Origin of the sequence: Bradyrhizobium sp. IC4059 (assembly GCF_020193615.1) — a bacterium.
GTDB lineage: Bacteria > Pseudomonadota > Alphaproteobacteria > Rhizobiales > Xanthobacteraceae > Bradyrhizobium > Bradyrhizobium yuanmingense.
The window spans coordinates 23048-43595 of record NZ_JADYVH010000016.1; the positions used below are offsets into that span (position 1 = coordinate 23048).

Consider the following 20548-nt stretch of genomic DNA (forward strand, 5'->3'; position numbering starts at 1 on the left):
CAGTGCTTTCCGAGCCTAATTTAGGAAACAATTTTGGGGCCGTTCGAAGACGTTTCAGTCATCATTCCGGCGTTCAATGAAGCGGGCGGGATTGGTCCGACTTTGGAGCAGCTTTCGCTTGCAGTGCCGGGCGCCGAAATCATCGTCGTCGATGATGGCTCGATCGACAGCACCGCCGAGGTTGTCGAAAAATATCCGAACGTGACCCTGATGCGGCATGGCTTCAACCGGGGATACGGAGCGGCGCTGAAAACCGGCATGGCCCACGCCAGCCGTCCGCTGGTCGCCTGGTTCGACGCCGATAACGAGCATCGCGTCAGCGATCTAGTTTCGATGATAGGTGCCATTCGCCAGGGCGGTCTGGCGGCGGTGATCGGCCAGCGAATATCGGGCGGCGCGTCCGCGGTCCGCGGCGTCGGCAAGGCGGTGATCCTGATGCTCGCCCGGTCGCTCGGGTTCCGCGGCGGTCGCGACATGAACTGCGGGCTTCGCGTGTTCCGCACTGAGGTGATCTGTCGATATTTGCCGTTGCTTCCGAATGGTTATAGCGCGTCGATGACGAGCCTGCTGGTGATGCTCGAGCGCGGTTATCCTATCGGATACCATCCCGTGGAGCTCGCCGCCCGCATCGGAACCAGCAAGGTCACCCTCCGCGCGGGCTTTGCCAGTCTGCTGCTGGTGATGCGGGTGATCATGATGTTCGCCCCGATGCGGATTTTCCTGCCCTTCGCATTGGCAATGTTCAGCATCGGCGCGGTCTACGGCGCGACCCTGGCAATCCTGCACGGCGAAGGGTTTCCGACGTTCGGCATCTTCTTGATGCTCGCCGGCCTTCTCATCGGCATGCTGGGGCTGATCGCCGACCAGCTCAGCCAGTTGCGCCTCGTCCAATACGAGACCACCACACCCTATCGCGCGCTGCCGCTTGCAAAGGACCGCGAAGCGAAATTACCGCCGGGACTGTCTTGAGAAGCCATGTCTTGAAGGTCGGCCGATCCGCCGCGCCGCTGCTATTGACCTCGTTGCTGCTCTGGCAGGTGTCATACGCGGTCGATTCGAGCCAAGTGTTGCGGCAATTGTCGGCGATGCGGCCGGGCTTCTTCGTCGCCGCCGTGATGCTAATGTTGCTGAGCAACGCAGTCGCAACCCTGCGCTATCAAGCGGTGCTCCGAACCCTTTGTCCTGACGGTCCGGTGCATTACTTCCCGTTGCTCAAGCTCAACCTCCTGACGCTCTTCAGCGCGCATTTTGTCCCCTTCGGCGCGCTGGTGGATGCCATGCGCGCGCTGATTTCGCGCAGGCTCCTGAAAATGTCGGTCGGCAAGGCGGTGGAGGGCGTGATCGCAGATCGCGCGCTGGCGGTAGCCGGATTTGCGCTTTTTGGACTGCTGTTGCTTCCACTGCAGATCTCGATGCACTGGCCCTGGCGGATCGTCATGGCTCAGATCGCGGCCTTTGGCGGGCTGCTCGTGCTCCTCGGAGTCGCTGCCTTCGGCTTGACCTTGCACGTGCGGTTCCTCAAGTCCGCAGCAGAAGCCGCGCGACGGTTTTTGGGACATATCGCGACGTGCCATAGCCTCGGCTGGCAGCTTGGCCTCGCGGCCGTCAGCACCGGCCTGTTCGTAGCGATGCTGGTGCTGCTCGGGCTCGGGCTCGGCTTGCGCATTCCGCTCTGGGTCGCGTTCACGACGACGCCCGCCATCTATCTTTCGCAGGTTGTTCCGATCTTCTATGCTGGGTTTGGCTCGCGCGAGATTGCGTTCGCCGCTTTGCTCGTACCTAGTGGCGTTCTGGTCGACTCGGATGCGGTCGCCCTCAGCTTGAGCATAGGTCTTTGCAATCTGGCGGCCAGTGTCCCAGGAGTGATTTTCGCCTGGCCGCTGCTGCAGGCATTGCGAGGGAAGGCGATCGCGCCGGCGGTGAAATGATCGCCCGGTTGCCTCCTCTGATAGCGAAAGGGACACGGGTTCGGCCATGAATCCCAATGCGACGACACATGATGGAACTCTCCCGCCCAGCTGGGCGCTCGCCCCGCGCAGGAGCTTGCTGCAGTCGGCCTGGGACCTAGCCGGTGCCCCCCTGCGGATGGTGCTGCTGCCGGATTCACAGAGCGAACGGCTGCACTTGACATCGCTGCGGGCCGAGCGCTATGCGGCCGTGTTGCCGCAGCTCAGGGGACGGGTTCTCGACATCGGCGCTGGCGACAATGCGCTGATACGTCTCTATCTACAAAGGCTGCGACGCTCAGGCAAGGATGACGCCGGCGCGGACGACAGCGTCGGGGTCGATGTCGTCGACTGGGGCGGGGATACGCTAAAGATCGCATCCTCGGACAGTCTTCCGTTCGAAGCGGAAAGCTTCGATACGGTCGCCTTTGTCGCATGCCTCAATCATATCCCTGAGCGGATCGGTGCCCTGAAGGAAGCGCATCGTGTGCTCAAGCCCGGCGGTTTGCTGGTAGCGACGATGATCGGGCGGCTGATCGGCGATGTTGGCCATGCCATCTGGTGGTACAGCGAAGACAAGCACCGCGACGTTGCCGAAGGCGAGGTCATGGGAATAGACAAGACTGAGATGCTACGGCTTCTTGAGCAAGCCGGCTTCACGCAGGTTTCGGTAAAGCGGTTTGTCTATGGAATGAACTATCTCTATCTGGCTACGCGCACCTGATCCAGAAGGCGCGGCGCGCCGGAAGCGGGAAACGGGCAATGACATCCTCGCATTCAGCAAAATCCAAGCCGGACGTCGGTCAGCGGACGATTGCCGATTTCGGCGATCAATGGACCCGTTACACCGACAATTCTGGCTATTATGGCTCGCTCGGACTCTTTGCCGATATCTGCGAGCCGCTACTGAGCCTCGACAATGTGCGCGGACGCACTGTTGCGGATATCGGATCCGGTACTGGCCGAATAGTAAGTATGCTGCTGGATGCCGGCGCCGCGCACGTGACCGCACTTGAGCCCTCGGAATCCTTCGCTGTTGTCGCTGCCAACACCGCGGATCGCGCCAGCCGGGTCGAGGTGATACGCTGCGACGGGACGGCCATTCCGCAGGATCGTGATTTCGACCTCGTGGTATCGATCGGCGTGCTGCATCACGTCGAGGATCCCGCACCGATCGTCAAGGCGGCGAGATGCGCGCTAAGACCGGGAGGCGTGATTTTCATTTGGCTCTACGGTCGGGAAGGCAATGGCATATACCTGGCGCTGTTCGAGCCCTTGCGAGCCGTCACCAAGCGAATGCCGCATCGCCTGCTAGCCATTCTGTGCCACGTCTTGGACTTCATTGCGATGTCGTACACCGCGGCTTCGCGAATCCTGCCGCTTCCGATGCGCCAATATATGCAAATGGTCTATCGCCGGCTGCCCCCCGATAAGCGACGCCTGGTGATCTATGACCAGCTCAATCCAGCATACGCCAAGTATTATAGCGAAGACGAGGCGCGGGGCCTGTTGGAGAACAACGGCTTCACGAACGTTCGTACCCATCACAGGCACGGCTACAGCTGGAGTGTGATCGGGGTACGATGAAAACTGCTGGTGGCCCCTCGCAACGTGGTTAGGCGGACTGGTCGGGCTTGTAGTAGCTTAAATACCAATCGACGAATTTCCCGACTCCCTCTTCAATCGAGGTCTTCGGTTGAAATCCAACGGCTTCAGCGAGACTATCAACATCGGCATATGTGCTGGCTACGTCGCCCGGCTGCATCGGAAGAAATCGTTTAATGGCCTTCCTGCCGATTTTCGCCTCGATACACTCGATAAATGAAGTCAGCTTAATCGGATTTCTGTTTCCAATATTGTAAATTCGGTAGGGCGCCGATGAAGTTGCCGGATCGGGCGCCTCGTAATTTCGGACCGCGCTGGGCGTTGCAATCTTGTCTGCAACCCGAACGACGCCTTCGACAATATCATCAATATAGGTGAAGTCTCGCTCATGCTTCCCGTTGTTGAATACGTCGATGGGCGTTCCGGAAATAATACTGCGCGTAAAGAGAAACAGAGCCATATCCGGCCTACCCCAAGGACCGTACACGGTGAAAAATCGCAATCCGCTTACAGGCAGATTGTATAAATGGGCATACGAGTGCGCCATTAGCTCATTGGATTTTTTGGTGGCCGCGTAGAGGCTGAGAGGATGATCAACGTTATGACTGACCGAAAACGGCATCTTGGTATTTGCGCCGTATACGGACGAAGACGACGCAAAGACGAGATGCTTGACGCCGTTGTGGCGACAGCCCTCCAATATGTTCAAGAAACCTATGATATTTGAGTTGATGTAAGCATGTGGCGCTTCCAGGGAATAGCGCACGCCAGCCTGAGCCGCCAAATGGATGACCTTCTCCGGCTTGAACTTTGAAAACAAGCCCGAAACGGCGCTGCAATCTTCGAGATTCGCTTCTACAAAGTGAAAATTCCGAAAGGCAGAAAGCCGGCTTAGTCTGGCTCTTTTCAAATTCACATCATAATAATCGCACACATTATCGATCGTAACGACGTCGTGACCTGCCTCCAACAGACGGTGGGCGGTGTGATATCCAATGAAACCAGCTGCGCCGGTTATCAGCGTCGGCATCTTTGACTTCACGAACTCAGGGTTCGTGCCCTCGATATTGTCTTGGCTTCCAAAGCCGGCTCCGCTTTGCTTTGGGCCGCCGCCCTGAACGTTCATCCTGAGCCAGTTAGCGTCCTTCAGTGTTGTACGCCAAATGGCGCGGGTGGAGCAACGGACGATCGGTGGCCTGTACGCGGCGTTCGAGTCATGCCCGAAGGCTCCAGCGAGCGCCTTCAATTGGAATTGGACTGTTTCCGCAATCCACCCCCTTCCTGGCAAATGAAAAGTTCCTCTTAACGATCGCGGAGATCTGAAGAAGAACCGGCGTTGGAGGCAAAGGCAAAAGGGCAAGGCAAGTTGCTATGGAAAAAAGGAACGTCCCGAGCAAAGCGTAACTATAGCGGACGTCTGCGAACAACGAGCTTCCCGTGATGTAGATATTGATCAGGGGTATCCCGAGAAATATCGCGCCAAGCAAAACGTCCTTTCTCACGAGAACCGCCGATGCCGCTAATGAAAGAAGAAAGAAGAGGTCAAGCGGAATATAGGCGACCAACCCCATGATAAAATGAAGGTAAGTCGGCTGGCTTCTGAAGTATGGTTTCATCGATGCAGCAAACACCCGATGAAGTTCGGACTTGCCATCCTTCTCAAAGAACTCGGCGATTTGACTGTCGAAGGCGCCAACGTTTGGCTGAACCCAGGACAGGTAAAGATAGTGATTGCGTTCATGCGCAAAGAGCTTCTTGCCATTGAAGCCGCGAAAAATCTCATAGTCGGCTGGAAGAGCTAAAAGATAAAAATTGAAACCGCTCGAAGAAAGACCGTAGCCGATCGAGTTAAGTCGAGGTCGATAGCCGTCGGCCACAAGCGCCCGGCCCATGTCCTCGATTTTGCCGATGACTTCTGTGTTGGAGGCACCCGCATCAATCCAGGAGCGCATGATGGTCGTAACGTCACCAAACGAAGCTCCCTCCTTGAGCAGCCTTTCCGCACTGATCGAGGGTGGTAACTGGTAGCTTCTAAATCTCTCGGTCAATTCCGGGCTCGGTTTGGGATTTGCATACAGCCCCGCCCACAACTTGCTCGGACCCAGTCGGGGAAAAATGAACTCGCCTCCATCAAGTGCTCTGATTGACGGGAAAAGCAAAATGCCGAAGATGAAAACCAAGCTGAATGCCGCGAGATTCCCGGAGAGCAGCCGGCCTCGCCGAATGAGCGTCGCGCAAGCGATGCCAAGACAGAATACTGCTACGGTGCTTCTCAATTGAGTTGCGAAGAAGATGCAAATGCAAAAGAGAACCGAAGCTCGAGCGCTCATGCTGCGGCTATTGATCGCGCCGACCGATGTTCCCAAGGATATCAGCAAAAACGACGAAGATAGCGACTCCGTCAAAAGCGCATTATGCATCGATTGATAGAATGGAATGAGACAAAGCGCCACCGCCGCAACCGCAAACCATCTTGACGGCCAGGTAGAGTAAAAGGATCGGGTGCAATAGACGAGTGCAGAAGCGGCAATTGCGTGTTGTCCGACTGCAAGGCAAGGCCAGATCAGCTTGACTGGCAACAACGCCAAGGCGTTCCAAAGCAACGGCAAGCCTAATGGAACGTAATTGTGCCACCAAAGGGGCTCCCCCGTGATGATGCCGACGCCACGCTGTGAGGTAAAGAGCGCATCAGATATATTGATGTAGCTTGATGCATCCGCCCATATGACTGCACCCTGCAACCATAGGAAGAGGATGTGAAGAAGCACTATCAAAAAAATGAAAGATCGCTTCTCCGGGCTCAAACAATTCAGGCTCTGCTCTCCCAGAGAGAAAGAAACAGGCGCGCAGTTTTTTCCAAGTCGCCCCAACTGCATTAGACGTCCAATGGCCATCTCAGACTGCACAGACATTCAACCAGTTCATCCGTCAAAGGCGGGAGAGATGGATTCCGCTAGGCACATCACTCCGCGGCAACATGCCCTTTAAATCGAAAACAATGCCTTGATCGGCCAGCTTGAGCAGGCCGGAGACGCGACGCCATCCATACTCACTGAAGATCTTGTGCGGGACAGCAATGATCACCGCATCGGCCGGGGCAAGATCATCAAACTCAAAAAGACTCAAGCCGTATTCCTTCATTGCCTCGAGCCGATCCACAACGGGGTCATGCACCTGGATGTTAATCCCGTATTTTTCAAGCTCTTTCACCGTGTCTGCAACGCGACTGTTTCGTATGTCAGGCACGTTCTCTTTGAATGCCAACCCCAAGATCGTCACTGTCAGCGGGTGGTCAAGTTTCTTCATCATCATCACACGAGCGCATTCGTCAGCTACGGACTTACTCATGGAATCGTTTACGCGGCGCCCTGCAAGTATGACTTCCGGGTGGTAGCCGATCTGCTCTGCCATATGGGTCAGGTAGTACGGATCGACGCCGATACAGTGCCCGCCGACCAGGCCAGGCGAGAAGGGCAGGAAATTCCATTTTGTTTTTGCGGCCGCCAGCACGTCACCCGTGTCGATACCAAGGCGTTTAAAGATCAGCGAGAGTTCGTTGATCAACGCGATGTTCAAGTCGCGTTGTGTGTTCTCAATGACCTTTGCCGCTTCGGCGGTCATGATGTTTGGCGCTTCATGGATAGGTGCGTTAATGACCGCGCCATAGACACGCGTCATCGTTTCCAGTGTCTTTTGATTCTGACCGGCAACTATCTTGGCGATGTTTTCGAAGCGATGCACTTTATCTCCGGGATTTATCCGCTCAGGCGAGTAGCCAAGAAAAAAATCTCTACCTGCTACCAACCCGGATGCTCTCTCCAGATAGGGCGCACATTCATTCTCCGTGACACCAGGATACACAGTTGACTCATAAACAACGATATCGCCCCGGGAAAGCATCGAGCCGACGAACTCCGAAGCGCTAAACAACATGCTAAGATCAGGCCGCTTGGCGTGATCCAAGGGAGTCGGAACAGTCACGATGAAAAAGTTTATCGCCGCAAGACTCCGAACATTGTTCGAATAGACCACATCGGCTTCTTTGAGATCGTCTGACTCAACTTCTCTGGTCCGGTCGTAACCTCTGATGAGCTCATCTATGCGTTGCGGGTTTATGTCGAAGCCTACAGTTTGAAATCCCGCGCGTGCGAACGCAACAGCAATCGGTAACCCAACGTAGCCGAGTCCAACGACGCCAATCCTAATTTCATCACGCACTTCTGTTTCCCTCTTTAGCTGTCGTGCACTTTAGAAAAGTTGCCAACTCGACCGAGGTCGGACCGAGCAACGCAATTGCTGTTCCTGCAACTTACAGGAAATTCCTGGGGCTGCTCAACTCGAATTGCTGAGTCATTTTGGTTTCGGCTTGCGTGGCGCCTCCGGGGTTTATTGCCCGTAGTTTGGACACCACGCAAGAGGAGGACACCATGACGGAAGCGATGGCGCTTGAAATGCTTGAGCGATGGATGTCTTGCCAAACCTTATAGTGTCGGCAATCTTCACTCCTTCCAGCGAATTACCGCCAGGACAATCCAGTCTCACGTTGGCAACGAATTTTCCGGCATCGTTTGCCTGGCGAACCGACTGCGAAACCCTATCCGCATCGGCGGGAACAATTTCTCCGGTGATCCAGATGGTCGCTTGACCGGATTTGTCCACGCCGACTTTGATCTCAACAGATTCAGCATTGCTCAAAAGCGTTGCGATCAACAGCAGTGTAAAAACGACTGAGGCCGTCGCCCGCGAAATGATCATCGTATACCCCCAATGAGGGATATTGTTCAGAAACCTGGAAGCGTGCACAAGTGCTTCCAAAAGGGAATGGATTCTTGTACCAAATCAGCGCGATTCCCGTCGGACGCCTGCTGGATCTGAGCTATAGTCGCTTCAATGGGCGGGACTTGGTCGTTGGCACCGGCAACAAGCCGCCCGCCGGCCTCTGCGCTGGCCATGGTGTGCTGTAACGAATGGGCGAGTCCGGATTCTTCCACCGCCCAGTCCGGGTAAGTCCGCGCGTGTCGAGTCCACCATAGCGATGCATCCACGCGCTGTCCGTGTGGCAGAAGATGTGAAAGCCCCGCATGCGGCGGGCAGCACTACCTTGGCGCGGTCCAGTGCCAGGTGCAGCATCTTGTAGAGCCGGCCGCCCTTGCAGAGCCGGAACAGCTTTTCGCCTGGGACGGCGCGCGAGGAAGGGCACGCCTGCGCCGGCTCTGTCCCTACAAGACCTTGCCGGTCGAGGAGCAGCGCGGCGTGGTCGATAGCTTGAAGAATCTGGAGCACATCGTATTGCGCTGGGACAAGCTGATTGATGCATAGCGCGAGCGCGAGTTCTCGGCGGCGGCGGAAAGCATCCGCGACGCGATCGACAAGTATTTGCCGAAACGTCCGCCCGGCGAGGACGAATGGCGAGCAGGCGCGCAACCTCGCGCGTGCGTATCTCGATAGCGTGCTGAAGCCGTCGAGCGCTTCCAAGCTTTACACGATCACAACGCCGGCAGTCATCATCGGCCGATCCGGCGCAAGCATTGTCATGTGGGCGAATGAACGCGTCTTGCTGCGCTCGAACCGCACGGATTGGAGGTTGTCCAGGCGAAGCAAATTCCGTTCGTCGGCTTGCTGACACGCGCGACCGACCAAGCGTCTGCGGCGCACCCGCTGTCAAGGTCGACCTGACGGCTGCGAGCAACGATCCGGCCGGGCTCAACCTGTTCTTCGATAGCGCTAACAAGACGTTCGTTGCCCCGCGCGCCGGGCGATATCTAGTCAATGTCTACGTCTATCAGACGTAGGGCGGTTCGCCATCGTACACCAAGCTTGGGTTTGTGACACGACGAGCGTGCAGAAATCGCAAGTGTTCTCATTTACGGGTCACTCGCGGCAGGGACGGTCTACGGCCCTTGCATGCAATTCCTGAACGCTGGCGATCTCCGATCCATCGGAGTTCAGGCCAACGGGACGACGCGACCTGTCATGGCCCGCTTTGAGTTTTCGGAAGTGTGCCCCTCGTGGTGAACCGGCATTCTACTTTAGGATGCCTCGTTTCATGTTTGGCCCGCTTGCGCCGGGAGGTACAAGATGTAATCACTCGTTTTATGGCGCTGGCAAGACGGCAACTCCTTCTTGGGGTGCCTGCGATGATGTTGAGAATTGGCGCGCAACGCGTCAGGGGTGGCAGCGGAGTATCCGAGTTGCCTCCTCCTGGTCGCATGCCCGGAAGCTACCCCGCCAATGATCCCGCTATTTCCTACAGCGATTGCGTTGCGCCGACGTTCGTTAATGGTTGGGCTCGCTTTCAGCGGCCGATCGCTGATCCTGGGTCGGACTTCCAGTACTGCATGCCCGGAGCGCGGCAGCGGTTCATGTCGAACGCGCCTTCTGTTTCTGTGCGATTGCGCTGGAACGGATTAGTAACGCGGACTGACGCGCGCAATCTGATCGGACACGTCTTCGTTGATGGCGTGTTTGTCCAGGACTTCCAAACGTTGGCAGAGATCAATGAGGTCACTACTGGTGCGGTCGTGATCAACATGGGGTCGAGCGCGAACCGCCTCTATGAAATCATCCTGCCATATGCGGATGGCGTTGAGTTCGGTGGCGTCGAGGTCGATCCGGCCTATGTCGTGACGGCCGCAGCGCCGCGCACGGGGCCGCTGATGGTGTGCCTGGGCGATAGCATCACGCAAGGATTTGGGGGAACCGACACTCGCCGATCTTGGCCGTTCCTGCTCGCCCAGGCGAAGGGCTTTCGCTGCATCAATCTCGGCTATGGCGGTCGCCAAACAGTGCCGAGCGACGGGACTGCTGCCGCAAATTTGAAGCCTGACAGGATCACTGTTCTGTTGGGAATGAATGACTTCCTCGGTCAACGGCCGGTCGCCGACTACAAGGCTGATCTTAAGCAACTGTTGATGAACATCCACGTCGTCGCGCCGACCGTGCCGGTCTACGTCGCGGGCGTGACGCTCTCGACGCAAGTACTTCCAATCCCATATGCCAGCTACAAGGCTGTGGCCGGGCAGGTGATCACGGAGTTGGGGTATACTCAACTGGTCGGCGTCGATACGGCAACGCTCATTCCCGATGGGTTGAAGCTGACACCGGACGGCGTTCATCCGAACGATGCGGGTGAAGCGAACATGGTGGCCGGCTGGGCTGCTGCTATTTCGTAACAACGTTGCGAGGCGCTCAGGTGGCCCAAAGCGGGCCGGGCGGATTATCATGGATGAAGTCACGCGAGCTGAGATCGAGTCCACGGGAGCTTAACGACATGAAAGAGCGTGTCGTTCTCCTGGAAGCGCAGCAGCCGCACATCAAGCAATCGCTGGAGCGGATCGAAACCAGCGTTGACAAGCTGAACGGCTACCTCTCGAGACTGATCTGGCTCGCAGTCGCCCTGTTCGTCGCCGCCGCCGCAAAGTTCATCCTGGCGGGCGGGTTCAACCACATTCCGCAAGCTTAGCCTGCAACCATTGCCGGTGCAGTGTGCCGTCCTCAACTGAGGGCAGGCTTAGATGAGGCGTGGCATCGCCTCTGGTCGGTGCGGGTCGCAATCCGTGGCGGTCTATTCTGAAGCGCCATCGACGGCCTGATTATGGTTTGGCCGCGCTCGCTGACAAAATCCCAACACTCGCATACGTGCTCGGTGGCATCGTTCTCTCGACGGCGTTCGGCCTCGCGCGCGTGCTCAAACAGCCGGGGGCTGAATAATGGCGATCACCAAGAAACACGTCGGTCTCTCTGCCGCTGGCGCGGTAGCGGACAATACTGAGGCCGGAGGCCAAGGACGCATACCGAAAGCTTCGATCATCCTCTCGGGGAAAGGTGATCGGATCACGGCAGTCGGTGTCTTCTCGGTATTTGTCAGTTCAGCCTGAGCCCGGGCGAGGGCCGCCTCGATGGTTCCGCCTGCCCATCAATCTTTGTGCGTCTTACTTCTGCCCCCCGATGAGAAGGGCAATTAGATAGCATTGTCAATGGAGTGCACCCTTGGAGTGGGCGAGCCATTCTCCTAGGCGCTTCTATCGATCCGAGAAGGGCTTCGCAAGAGCGGTACATGACTCCGCCATGCGGTCAGATAATTCCTTCCGGGCGGCTCCCGGTTGACCGCTCCCTCCTCTATGGGATTTTCTAAGATCTTGGGACATTGCCGATGGGCTCTAATCATCCAAATGACAGCATAGCTTGGGAAGCCAAAGAGCTGACACCAGACGGCATAAAGAACGTTTTGGTTGTGGAGACTCACTTGGTGCTTACAGCTAGTGCTGAGGGCCACGATCCTCTTGCCGTAACCAATCTTCTCTCGGCCGCGAACCGGTATCTTTGTCCAAAATGGGGAGCGGTTAGGAACCACGAATGCCCTCAATTTAAGAAATATCGAAGCAGGTCCGACGCGGCGGTTCGCGCAACCCTCTAGGCGCGGGCGAACGAACTGTTCCTCCATGTAGGTTGAGGAACTGAGTTCGTGTGGAGGCAGTGGGAAGGGCGGGTTAATATCTGCGACCACCTGGCCACTGTCCCGTCGGCTAGCCATGTCACTGTTTCCAATCAGCTTGCAGTCGTTTGACAGACGCCGGGATGGGGGTTGACGTGCGAATGGTGATCTGTCCAAAAAGACGTGCGTGAACATGCTTCGCTGGCGCCTCGTCGCGCCTGTTTTATCTTAGATGCGCGGGAACAAGGTAGGCCATGACCAAACGGGTCGCTTTAATCACCGGCGTGACGGGTCAGGACGGGGCCTATCTCGCCGAGTATCTGCTGTCGCTCGGCTACGTCGTGCACGGCATCAAGCGGCGCTCGTCGTCCTTCAACACCGCGCGCGTGGACCATCTCTACAAAGACCCGCATGTCGGCAACGTGCCGTTCCTGATGCACTATGGCGACATGACGGATTCGACCAATCTGATCCGCCTGGTGCAGCAGATCCGCCCCACAGAGATCTACAATCTTGCCGCCCAGAGCCACGTCGCCGTCAGCTTCGAGAGCCCGGAATACACTGCTAACGCCGATGCTGTCGGCGTGCTGCGCCTGTTGGAGGCGATCCGCATCCTCGGCATGGAGAGAGAGACGCGGTTCTACCAGGCTTCGACTTCCGAGCTCTACGGCCTCGTGCAGGAGATCCCGCAGAAGGAGACGACGCCGTTCTATCCGCGCTCGCCCTATGGCGTCGCCAAGCTCTACGGCTACTGGATCACGGTGAACTACCGCGAAGCCTACGGCATGTTCGCTTCCAACGGAATCCTGTTCAACCACGAGAGCCCGATCCGCGGCGAGACCTTCGTTACCCGCAAGATCACCCGCGGCGTCTCCCGGATCGAGGTTGGGCTGGAGCAGACGCTCTATCTCGGCAATCTCGAGGCCAAGCGCGACTGGGGCCATGCCAGGGATTACGTCGAGGGCATGCACATGATCCTGCAGGCCGACAAGCCCGACGATTTCGTACTCGCCACCGGCGAGACGCGCTCGGTGCGCGAGATGGTCGAGCTGTCCTTCGCCCATGTCGGCCGCCGCATCGAATGGCGCGGGAAGGGCGTCGACGAGACCGGCGTCGAGGCCATCAGCGGCAAGACGGTGGTGAAGATCGATCCGACCTATTTCCGCCCGACCGAGGTCGATCTGCTCGTCGGCGATGCCAGCAAGGCGCAGAAGGTGCTCGGCTGGAAGCCGAGGCGGACTTTTGCGCAGCTCGTCGACGAGATGATGACGGGCGATCTGGCCGAGGCCAAACGGGAAGCAACTCATGGCAAGCGTACCATTTGAGCTGAAGGGCAAGAGCGTCTACGTCGCCGGCCATCGCGGCATGGTCGGCAGCGCGATCGTGCGCCGGCTGGCGCGGGAGGATGTGAATCTCGTCACTATCGAGCGTCGCGAGCTCGATCTCTGCAACCAGGCGCAAGTATTCGACTGGTTCGCGAAAGTGCGGCCGCAGGTGATCTTCCTCGCCGCCGCGAAGGTCGGCGGCATCGTCGCCAACAACACGCTGCGCGCCGAGTTCATCTACGACAACATCGCGATCGCCACCAATGTGATCCATGCTGCGCATGTGAACCATGCCGAGAAGCTGATGTTCCTCGGCTCGTCCTGCATCTATCCGAAGCTGGCGCCGCAGCCGCTGCGGGAAGACTCGGTGCTGACGGGCCCGTTGGAGCCGACCAACGAGCCCTATGCCATCGCCAAGATCGCTGGCATTAAGATGGCGGAAGCCTATCGCAGCCAGTATGGCAGCGACTTCATCAGCGTGATGCCGACCAACCTCTACGGGCCCGGCGACAATTATCATCCTGAATTGAGCCACGTCGTTGCCGCGCTCATCCGCCGCTTCCATGAGGCCAAGCTGTCGGGCGCAAAGACCGTCGAGGTCTGGGGCACCGGCACGCCGCGGCGCGAGTTCCTCTATGTCGACGACATGGCGGATGCCTGCGTGTACCTCATGAAGACCTATTCCGGCGCCGGGCTGGTCAATATCGGTACCGGAAAGGACATCGCCGTTGCTGAGTTCGCCCGGGTCGTCGCAGACGTCATTGACTACAAGGGTGAGATCTCTTTTGACACATCAAGGCCGGACGGCACGCCGCGCAAGCTACTCGACGTCAGTTGCCTCGAAGGGCTCGGCTGGCGTGCGAAGACCGCTCTCGCGGACGGTCTGAAACAGGCGTACGCGGCATATCTGTCGCTCGGCTGATAGAGCGGTTACTCTCGCTTAATCCATCGTAAGCTGTCCACGGGAGCTGTGATCGCTTGAAGGTTATTACTTCGAAGACGATCCGATCAGATCCTGCAATACTCGCACTGCCTTGGCGATGTTTGCCTCGTCCGCGGAAGCTGGGCGGCGCTCGCGTTGGTCTGCTTCGATCACTTCGCAGGAGGTCCATTGATGTCATCGCTTACGTCTTTACGCTCCGCCTTGCCGCAAAGCGGTTCGATGCGCACCGCGGATTGGGTGCCGTCTGGCCGGGTTCCGCGAAGCATTGAATTCTTTTATCAGCAGTAGGCGCCGAAGCTGCGCTCCGTTCAGGAGTGATTCAAATAGCGTGAGGATCTCGTGCGCCTGAACATAAACCTCCATGCTGATGGCGTGCTGATCGAAGCCGTGCGATCTGAGACGGGCCTCGATGTCGTGCGCGGCCGAAGCATCCATTTGCCAATCCAGGGCATTATTGATGGTGTAGATTTCGGCTACATCCTGAACGTCTGGAGCACTGCCAGCTAGGTCGACGCGGCGAAGCGTCATCTCGATAGCCTTCTGGCGGTAGGTGTTCAGGACCCTATGCCGCAGTACCCGGTAGCGCTGCATCTCCCAGGAGAGTTCGGCAACGTCGATAGCGAGTAGCCATTCGACGGCCGATTGAGGGCTTAGGTCGCGAAAGATCGTTGCCTGGATTGCATGATAGTGCTCAATATCCTCTCCGGGCAGAAGTTGAGGCGGAGGGCACAGCGCCTCGAATTGAGGCGGCAAGACGCTCGTCTGCTGAGATTTAGATAGGTTGACAGGACCATTCATTGACCTTGCGCACCCGTTAGTCGACGCGAAGGCGGTGCAGCAACTGTTGCTCCGTTCGCCAGATGGACGGGACTGCCATCCCAAAGCTCCTTCGCGATCGGCAGGGGCGAAATCTGAAGGTTGGTCCACCAGGCACTTTCGTCTCCGTGTCGGTGCAGAGATTGATGGTGGGATCTGCAGAGCGGCACGGCGAACTCGTCGCTGACCTTGCGTCCCAAGGAGCGTGGCTGGGCAAACTTCAGGTGATGCGCATCGGCAGGTGTCTTCTGCAAACCAGGCAGCCCTGGCTGCGAATGAAAGCGAGGTGATCCTTGCTGCGTCGCCGGGGCGGCTCCTTCGGGAAGGCAAGACCGGCCTGCTCTCCGGGAGAGGTGTCGCGAGGTGCGCGAACGTCGCTGGATGGTTCCGAGGATTGCTCAAGTCCGGGCTGTCCGGCCGCTGATATGGGGCGCTGCTCTGCTGGATCGATCTCTGGGAGCGGAGCTTCTTCGAACCTCTTTTGATAGGCGGCCTCGAGCACGCGAGCATCTGCCTCCAGCAGAGTGTTTTTGAGAGGAAGGCAGGTCCTAGCCCAGGCAAGCAGTCCTTCGCTGCCCTCTAGGCGGCCCAGCTCGTCCAGGAGCTGGTCCAGCAGGTCGGCGGATCGTTCGGGAGGCAGCACCGGTGGCCGGTTCAGGACGCCCTTAGGCGACTTTCCCTTCGGCCCTGGTGCGGCCTGCGGCTCGGTGGCGGCGGGAGGCCCTGTAACGACATCAGGCGGGTCCAGATCGTCCTCTCCGGCTATGCCGACCAGTGCAAATAGGGCATACCGGCGGGCATAGGTCAGTGCTGCGCCCATCCGGTGCGGCGCCTCGACCTCCTTCGAGGCGCAGACCGGTAGGTCCGAGGAAATCCATTCGCCGGAAGCATGGGCCAGCAGGGTGGTGAGGTGGATCTGACCGGTGACCTGCTCAATCCGGGTGGTCTGGATGGTGGCGATCTCCTGCTGGCTCAAAGTCTTGCGGACAATGTCCAGGCCGGAAGCCAGAGACGCGTAGCGGAAGGTGCGATCGTCCTCCCGCGGGAATGGCGACCGGATCACGGCGGTCAGGGTCTTTTCGGGATTCGTCAGCTCGGCCTGAGCTCGGGCGAGGGCGGCCGCGATAGTCCCGATGCGCTCACTGGACTGATGCATGGGGCCCCTCCGTCGCCTGAGCCTCGAAGCTGATCGCGCCAGACTTGGAGCGCTTGGCCTTCCCGTGACCGATGGCTTCCTTGGCGTCCTCCGGCATGAGCGCCTTCAGGTCGGCCTTCGCTGCTTCATGTTGCCCGTGGGCCTCTCGAGTTCGCAAATAAGTGGCCGCCAGCTCTGCCCATTGGTTGGAGGTGGACATGTCGACCACTCTGACAGCCTCCAGCCGCGGGCGGGGCGTCTCGATGTTGAACAGAGCGGGCGGCTCCCCGCTCTGGACGCAGCGCCAGAACTTCTTCTCGGCGGTCAGCAGAAGATGTTGATACAGCGGATCGGCGTGGACTTTGATCTCCACCCACTTGCCGCCGCCGGTGATGATCGAGAGGACTGCGTTGCGGCTGGCTGTGACCCACATGTTGTGCTGCAGCTGGGCCATGTGCTTCTCGGCTGCAGCTTCCTCGGTAAAGGCCCAGGGCAGCATGAACTTGGCTTCGAAGACCGCGCCGGTCTGCTCGACGGTCCCGTCCAGCGTTGCCGCCATCCATTTGTGCACGGGGTGACGGACGCGCTTTTGGATGTCCTTGACCGTGTGCCCGCTTGCCCGTTGGTACCAGGCGCGGTTCAGGACCTCCGTCACGGTGCCGAGCTGAACGATCAAGTTGTCTGATAGATCCTCAGGCTCTGCTTCGCCGCGCTTTTCGCGCCAAAGGCGAACGAGACTCTCTTGATCATCCCCCATGATGATGCGGGCGTCCGAGCCGCCGATGAAATGCCGGCGGTCGTTTGGGTTGAACCTGATGATTTGATTGGACGCGTCTGCGCCATTCGTTTGAACCGTCGTCACCGGTATCTCCTACGCAAGAACAAGCCGCGGTACATGCCGCACTGCCTGAAGCCCCGCGTCCGCGAGGCGAGATACCGGCGCTATAATCGGTGGTAGCGCCCGGCCGACTCAGTAACGCTCCGATCGCGCGGGAATGCCAGTTCTTTCTGCAGCAACATTGTTGCTCTCTTTAGGGTCAAGAATGGGCTCTTGTTCTCACGCGTTTGGGGCGGGGGTGACGGGAGGCGGACCAGCATCAAAGCGGCAAAACGAAGCTAATTTATGCTTCAACGCAGACAGCTGGACGCAAGGCGCGGGCGCAGAGGAGGATCTTGTCCGGCCGCGACGTGTTGAAATGGAGCAGTGATTGTCGGAAGATCGGCAGTATTGCTCGAACGTGGGTGAATGAGCTTTGAAGCGTCCAGCAGTTTTCTTTGATCGTGATGGCGTCCTCAATGAGGACGACGGCTATGCTTTTGATCCGGACAAGATCCGGTGGGTGGAAGGAGCCCAACAAGCCGTGAAAGCAGTCAATGACGCAGGGTACTTTGCTTTTGTCGTAACGAACCAATCAGGGGTTGCGAGAGGCTTTTACGAGGAACGGCATGTTCGCACCTTGCATGAATGGATGTCGCGTGAGCTTGCTATTGTTGGTGCACATATCGATGCGTTCGAGTTTTGCCCACATCACCCCGATGGACTGATTGAGAGATACCGTGTCCTTTGCAACTGTCGCAAGCCGCAGCCGGGGATGATTAGAGCCCTGCTTGAGCGGTACTCAGTGGATCTCGATGCAAGCTTCATAATTGGGGACAAGCAGAGCGACCTTGCCGCAGCGCGGGCGGCTGGCATCGCGGGCTATCTGTTTGATGGGCCTAACCTCCATACCTTTGTCGCCCCGCTGTTGACGGCTTGGTCCCGCCATCCTCCTCATCAACACCGCGGGTTCGCGGGAACGGAGGATTAGCGCCTCGATTAGCGATCGAGATCGGTCGATCGCTAGCTCTGAAATCAAGGAGGGAAGTTGGCAACAAGGAGACAAATCGAAGCCAATCGCGCAAACGCGACGAAGAGTACCGGCCCGCAAACAAGTGCTGGGAAGTCAATATCAAGCCGCAATGCTTACCGACATGGTCTATCTCGTTGGGACGATTCTGAAGGCTCTGTTTCCACTGACTTCGATGCAGTTCTTGCAGAGGAATTCAAAGGCGCGGGTATGGAGATCGCGCTTCAAGATTTTGTTCAAGCCAGGAATCGACAGGATCGCCTGCGAGCTCTTCGGCTAAGTCTGATCCTGGCCGTGATCGAGGGCGCTGATACAAAACAAATGAGACTTCTGCCGAGCTTGGAACGTTATGAGAAGGCCGCGCTCTCGCGACAGCGGCGAGGGCTTAAACGCATGAAGCTCAACACCAGATGAGGACTTGGAGCTTTCACATTTACTTCGACGACTTGGAGACCGCATGGAGTACATTTTTCCCTGCTAACGGTGACCTCACCATCGGTCTTTTCTGCTTTACGCGATGGTGCGGGCGAACCTGCGTCGATGGCGGCCGGCCCGTGAAGTTGCTGACTAGCCCGATTCGAGTCAGAGATAGGCAGCTGAGCTACTTTGGGCAGGTTGGCGATCAACTGTACGAGGCTTCTATCGGCGGGGACCCGCAGGGTATCCAAAAGCTGAAGTGACGCTTGTAAAGTTGGACTAGACAGTCCGCTCAGCTGCCCCTCGTGCGGATATGGTTTTACTTCGGCTTAGTCACCGTGCAGGGACGGGGATCTCCCGACAGAGATAAGCTTTGAACTGGGCAGGGGCGGGAAGATATGTTTACGCAGGCCAGTCGTCGCAAGTAGGCCTTTGCTTACGCGAGTTTTTTCTGAACGCATCTGAGCAGACGCAATTTGGCTTTCAATCGGAGTTTTAGGCTATATGCTTGGAGCGCTAGGAACCGCTGCGTGGGTTTAGAGGTATGCACAAAGAGGTCCTCATAACACTGTGGTCTTTGGCTGCTGCATGCGTGGTGGCTTTCAGCCTAGCCGCACTCGTGTCATCGCACTAGGATTTGCACGTGCGCTGCTTTCAGGTCGTTCTGGTTGGCTTTTTGTTCGCCGGCGCTTGGGGCGCGTTCGCCAAAAGCACGCCGCACGCCACAACGCCTAAATCGCAGTGCCTCGTGCATGCGTCCGAACTGCCGTCGGAAACACCAAGGGTGGTATGTCCGACACGCAGCTCGCCGGGGAGGCTTTTGCGTCTGTCCCAAATTCTCGGAGGACGGCCAAGCCAACGGATACTATGTTGGTACGGTAAGATAGCATCCGCGAGCGTGAGGCACGTCCTCAGCGAGCTAGCCACCGCCGCAAAAAGGGTGGCGCGCAATCATCTCTATCTTGCAGACACCAAGCCTGCAAATTGGGATTTTCTCGCTTAGGATTTAGATCGGTGTGTTGGACGTGAAGGGGCTCCGATTCATACTCAAAGGAACACGCTCGCTGTAGACGTCGCTCAGCGAGAGCATCGGGTAAACTGTTCCAAGGGTTTTTTTGGATTCATCCGGCTGCAAAGCCTGTCGAAAAACCGAAATGGAACTTGCGTCGTCGGGCAAAACAGTGGTTCATAGGGTGCTGGTCCAGTGCGAAATGGAGTCCAGCCAATGGCCGACCAATGCAAGGTTTCGTCCGATCTGCCGGAGCTAGCTAAGCTAAACGGAGAATTCCGAAGGAACTACGGGAAGCTGCTTGGAGCCTTTCTTTATCTACGCTCCGTTAGCGCCGCCCGTGGGCGCTCCTGGTTTTGGGCGGCATTGCTTTCGGCCGCTTGCTCGACGGCACTGGCGTGGCTGGGGAAGAGGGGGTTGCTGCTGTAAGCTGACATGCTTCCTAAACCAGCCGGGTGCCCGCCGGAAGCGAAGGGCTCTCACTGCTCAGGGCTGGATCGCGAATGGACGCTGATACCGTCAATTCCTTCGCGCGTTGTGCCGATATCTCGCTGCGATAGCAGAGGCTTAAACCTTCAAGTGCCTAAACGATACCGCCAAAGTCGATGCCTTCCTTGGTAAGCTCCTCGGCTTCCTCGGCGGAAGCGGCGGGTTTCGTATCAAGGTAGGGATGCTCAGAGGTTGGTAGGATGGTTCGGATGTTTTGACCATCCGCCCTTGTGATGCGGGCAACCCAGCGCTTATGGCCGTGCTCAAACCGCTGGATGTGATACTGCTTGTACGTGATCATGAAACCCGAACGCAACAACACCCTTCATTTCGGCCTGACGCAATCCGCTCTGCAATTTGTCATGTGCAAGTCGGGGCGGCACCGGATACTTGCTCGTCGAAGCAACGCAGCGCGCAAAGCGCCAAAAGGCTAGTCGCGATATCGGCTCGCAGAGGCGAGGTCGCGCGCGGCAAGCTCCAATTCAAGGTCAGTGATCCGCTCGAAGATGTGAGCGGCGATCCTCTCCGATTCCTGGAAGGTCAGCGATCGGATGCCCATGGACGCAAGTTCATCCCTGAGGA

19 protein-coding genes and 2 pseudogenes are annotated in these 20548 nt (G+C 57.9%); 11 read left to right on the forward strand and 10 right to left on the reverse strand.

What is annotated here, in order from left to right; all coding sequences use genetic code 11:
- The first annotated feature begins 33 nt into the window (after positions 1-33).
- From I6F12_RS33500 to I6F12_RS33515, 4 genes are read left to right on the forward strand one after another with little or no spacing between them, the layout of a single operon-like run.
- Entirely contained in the window at positions 34-969 is a 936-nt protein-coding gene (locus tag I6F12_RS33500) for a glycosyltransferase family 2 protein (RefSeq protein ID WP_225144416.1), read from the forward strand.
- 11 nt (positions 970-980) lie between these two features.
- Entirely contained in the window at positions 981-1928 is a 948-nt protein-coding gene (locus tag I6F12_RS33505) for a lysylphosphatidylglycerol synthase transmembrane domain-containing protein (protein ID WP_225144415.1), read from the forward strand.
- 46 nt (positions 1929-1974) lie between these two features.
- On the forward strand, positions 1975-2670 hold the full coding sequence (locus I6F12_RS33510) for a class I SAM-dependent methyltransferase (RefSeq protein WP_225158217.1): 696 nt from the start codon (positions 1975-1977) through the stop codon (positions 2668-2670).
- A gap of 38 nt (positions 2671-2708) precedes the next feature.
- Positions 2709-3533, forward strand: coding sequence for a class I SAM-dependent methyltransferase (locus I6F12_RS33515; protein ID WP_225158218.1), 825 nt, complete (start codon positions 2709-2711; stop codon positions 3531-3533).
- Between the two features lie 28 nt (positions 3534-3561).
- Here the strand turns inward: I6F12_RS33515 and I6F12_RS33520 are convergent, their stop codons facing one another.
- The 4 genes from I6F12_RS33520 to I6F12_RS33535 all read right to left on the reverse strand — a co-directional run bounded on the left by I6F12_RS33520 (position 3562) and on the right by I6F12_RS33535 (position 8306).
- Positions 3562-4581 carry an NAD-dependent epimerase gene (locus I6F12_RS33520; RefSeq protein WP_225144466.1) on the reverse strand — a complete coding sequence of 340 codons (1020 nt, stop codon included), beginning with the start codon at positions 4579-4581 and terminating at the stop codon, positions 3562-3564.
- 184 nt (positions 4582-4765) lie between these two features.
- Positions 4766-6445 (reverse strand): hypothetical protein, encoded by a 1680-nt coding sequence (locus I6F12_RS33525; RefSeq protein ID WP_225144412.1) that lies wholly within the window; start codon positions 6443-6445, stop codon positions 4766-4768.
- A gap of 34 nt (positions 6446-6479) precedes the next feature.
- Complete coding sequence (locus tag I6F12_RS33530; RefSeq protein WP_225144411.1) at positions 6480-7769, reverse strand: nucleotide sugar dehydrogenase; 1290 nt, start codon at positions 7767-7769, stop codon at positions 6480-6482.
- 168 nt (positions 7770-7937) lie between these two features.
- Positions 7938-8306, reverse strand: a complete 369-nt coding sequence (locus I6F12_RS33535; RefSeq protein ID WP_225158219.1) for a hypothetical protein — start codon at positions 8304-8306, stop codon at positions 7938-7940.
- Positions 8307-8672: 366 nt separating this feature from the next.
- Here I6F12_RS33535 and I6F12_RS33540 point away from each other — a divergent pair, with 366 nt between their 5' ends.
- From I6F12_RS33540 to I6F12_RS33550, 3 genes are all read left to right on the forward strand, one after another.
- The gene (locus I6F12_RS33540) at positions 8673-8870 is read left to right on the forward strand and encodes a hypothetical protein (RefSeq protein ID WP_225144409.1); all 198 of its coding nucleotides are present in this window, start codon (positions 8673-8675) and stop codon (positions 8868-8870) included.
- Between the two features lie 1043 nt (positions 8871-9913).
- Entirely contained in the window at positions 9914-10723 is an 810-nt protein-coding gene (locus I6F12_RS33545; protein ID WP_225158220.1) for an SGNH/GDSL hydrolase family protein, read from the forward strand.
- Between the two features lie 98 nt (positions 10724-10821).
- The gene (locus I6F12_RS33550) at positions 10822-11013 is read left to right on the forward strand and encodes a hypothetical protein (RefSeq protein WP_225144407.1); all 192 of its coding nucleotides are present in this window, start codon (positions 10822-10824) and stop codon (positions 11011-11013) included.
- A 295-nt stretch (positions 11014-11308) separates the two neighbouring features.
- On the opposite strand, the pseudogene I6F12_RS33555 reads toward I6F12_RS33550, so the two are convergent.
- Positions 11309-11451: pseudogene (locus I6F12_RS33555) on the reverse strand (single-stranded DNA-binding protein); the annotation flags it as partial.
- Positions 11452-12239: 788 nt separating this feature from the next.
- On the opposite strand from I6F12_RS33555, the gene gmd reads away from it, so the two are divergent.
- Together gmd and I6F12_RS33565 are read left to right on the forward strand one after the other, a co-directional pair.
- Positions 12240-13310, forward strand: coding sequence for a GDP-mannose 4,6-dehydratase (gmd, locus tag I6F12_RS33560; RefSeq protein WP_225144406.1), 1071 nt, complete (start codon positions 12240-12242; stop codon positions 13308-13310).
- Positions 13291-14232, forward strand: coding sequence for a GDP-L-fucose synthase (locus I6F12_RS33565; RefSeq protein WP_275970695.1), 942 nt, complete (start codon positions 13291-13293; stop codon positions 14230-14232). The genes gmd and I6F12_RS33565 overlap by 20 nt, the downstream gene beginning before the upstream one ends.
- Before the next feature lie 210 nt (positions 14233-14442).
- On the opposite strand, the gene I6F12_RS33570 is transcribed toward I6F12_RS33565, so the two are convergent.
- The 3 genes and pseudogenes from I6F12_RS33570 to I6F12_RS33580 all read right to left on the reverse strand — a co-directional run bounded on the left by I6F12_RS33570 (position 14443) and on the right by I6F12_RS33580 (position 17066).
- Positions 14443-15006 (reverse strand): hypothetical protein, encoded by a 564-nt coding sequence (locus I6F12_RS33570; protein ID WP_225158221.1) that lies wholly within the window; start codon positions 15004-15006, stop codon positions 14443-14445.
- A gap of 41 nt (positions 15007-15047) precedes the next feature.
- Positions 15048-16225 (reverse strand): annotated as a pseudogene (locus I6F12_RS33575) (ERF family protein).
- Entirely contained in the window at positions 16209-17066 is an 858-nt protein-coding gene (locus I6F12_RS33580; RefSeq protein ID WP_225144404.1) for a YqaJ viral recombinase family protein, read from the reverse strand. Before I6F12_RS33580 ends, I6F12_RS33575 begins: the two are co-directional and overlap by 17 nt.
- A gap of 391 nt (positions 17067-17457) precedes the next feature.
- Here I6F12_RS33580 and I6F12_RS33585 point away from each other — a divergent pair, with 391 nt between their 5' ends.
- Both I6F12_RS33585 and I6F12_RS33590 read left to right on the forward strand, forming a co-directional pair.
- A complete protein-coding gene (locus tag I6F12_RS33585) occupies positions 17458-18012 on the forward strand; it encodes an HAD family hydrolase (RefSeq protein ID WP_225144403.1) in 555 nt (184 codons plus the stop codon).
- 57 nt (positions 18013-18069) lie between these two features.
- Positions 18070-18465: a hypothetical protein gene (locus tag I6F12_RS33590; RefSeq protein ID WP_225144402.1), complete on the forward strand. Its 396-nt coding sequence runs from the start codon at positions 18070-18072 to the stop codon at positions 18463-18465.
- A gap of 1595 nt (positions 18466-20060) precedes the next feature.
- Here I6F12_RS33590 and I6F12_RS33595 read toward each other — a convergent pair.
- Positions 20061-20267, reverse strand: a complete 207-nt coding sequence (locus tag I6F12_RS33595; protein ID WP_225144401.1) for a hypothetical protein — start codon at positions 20265-20267, stop codon at positions 20061-20063.
- Between the two features lie 129 nt (positions 20268-20396).
- A complete protein-coding gene (locus I6F12_RS37410; protein ID WP_275970696.1) occupies positions 20397-20525 on the reverse strand; it encodes a hypothetical protein in 129 nt (42 codons plus the stop codon).
- Between the last annotated feature and the right edge of the window lie 23 nt (positions 20526-20548).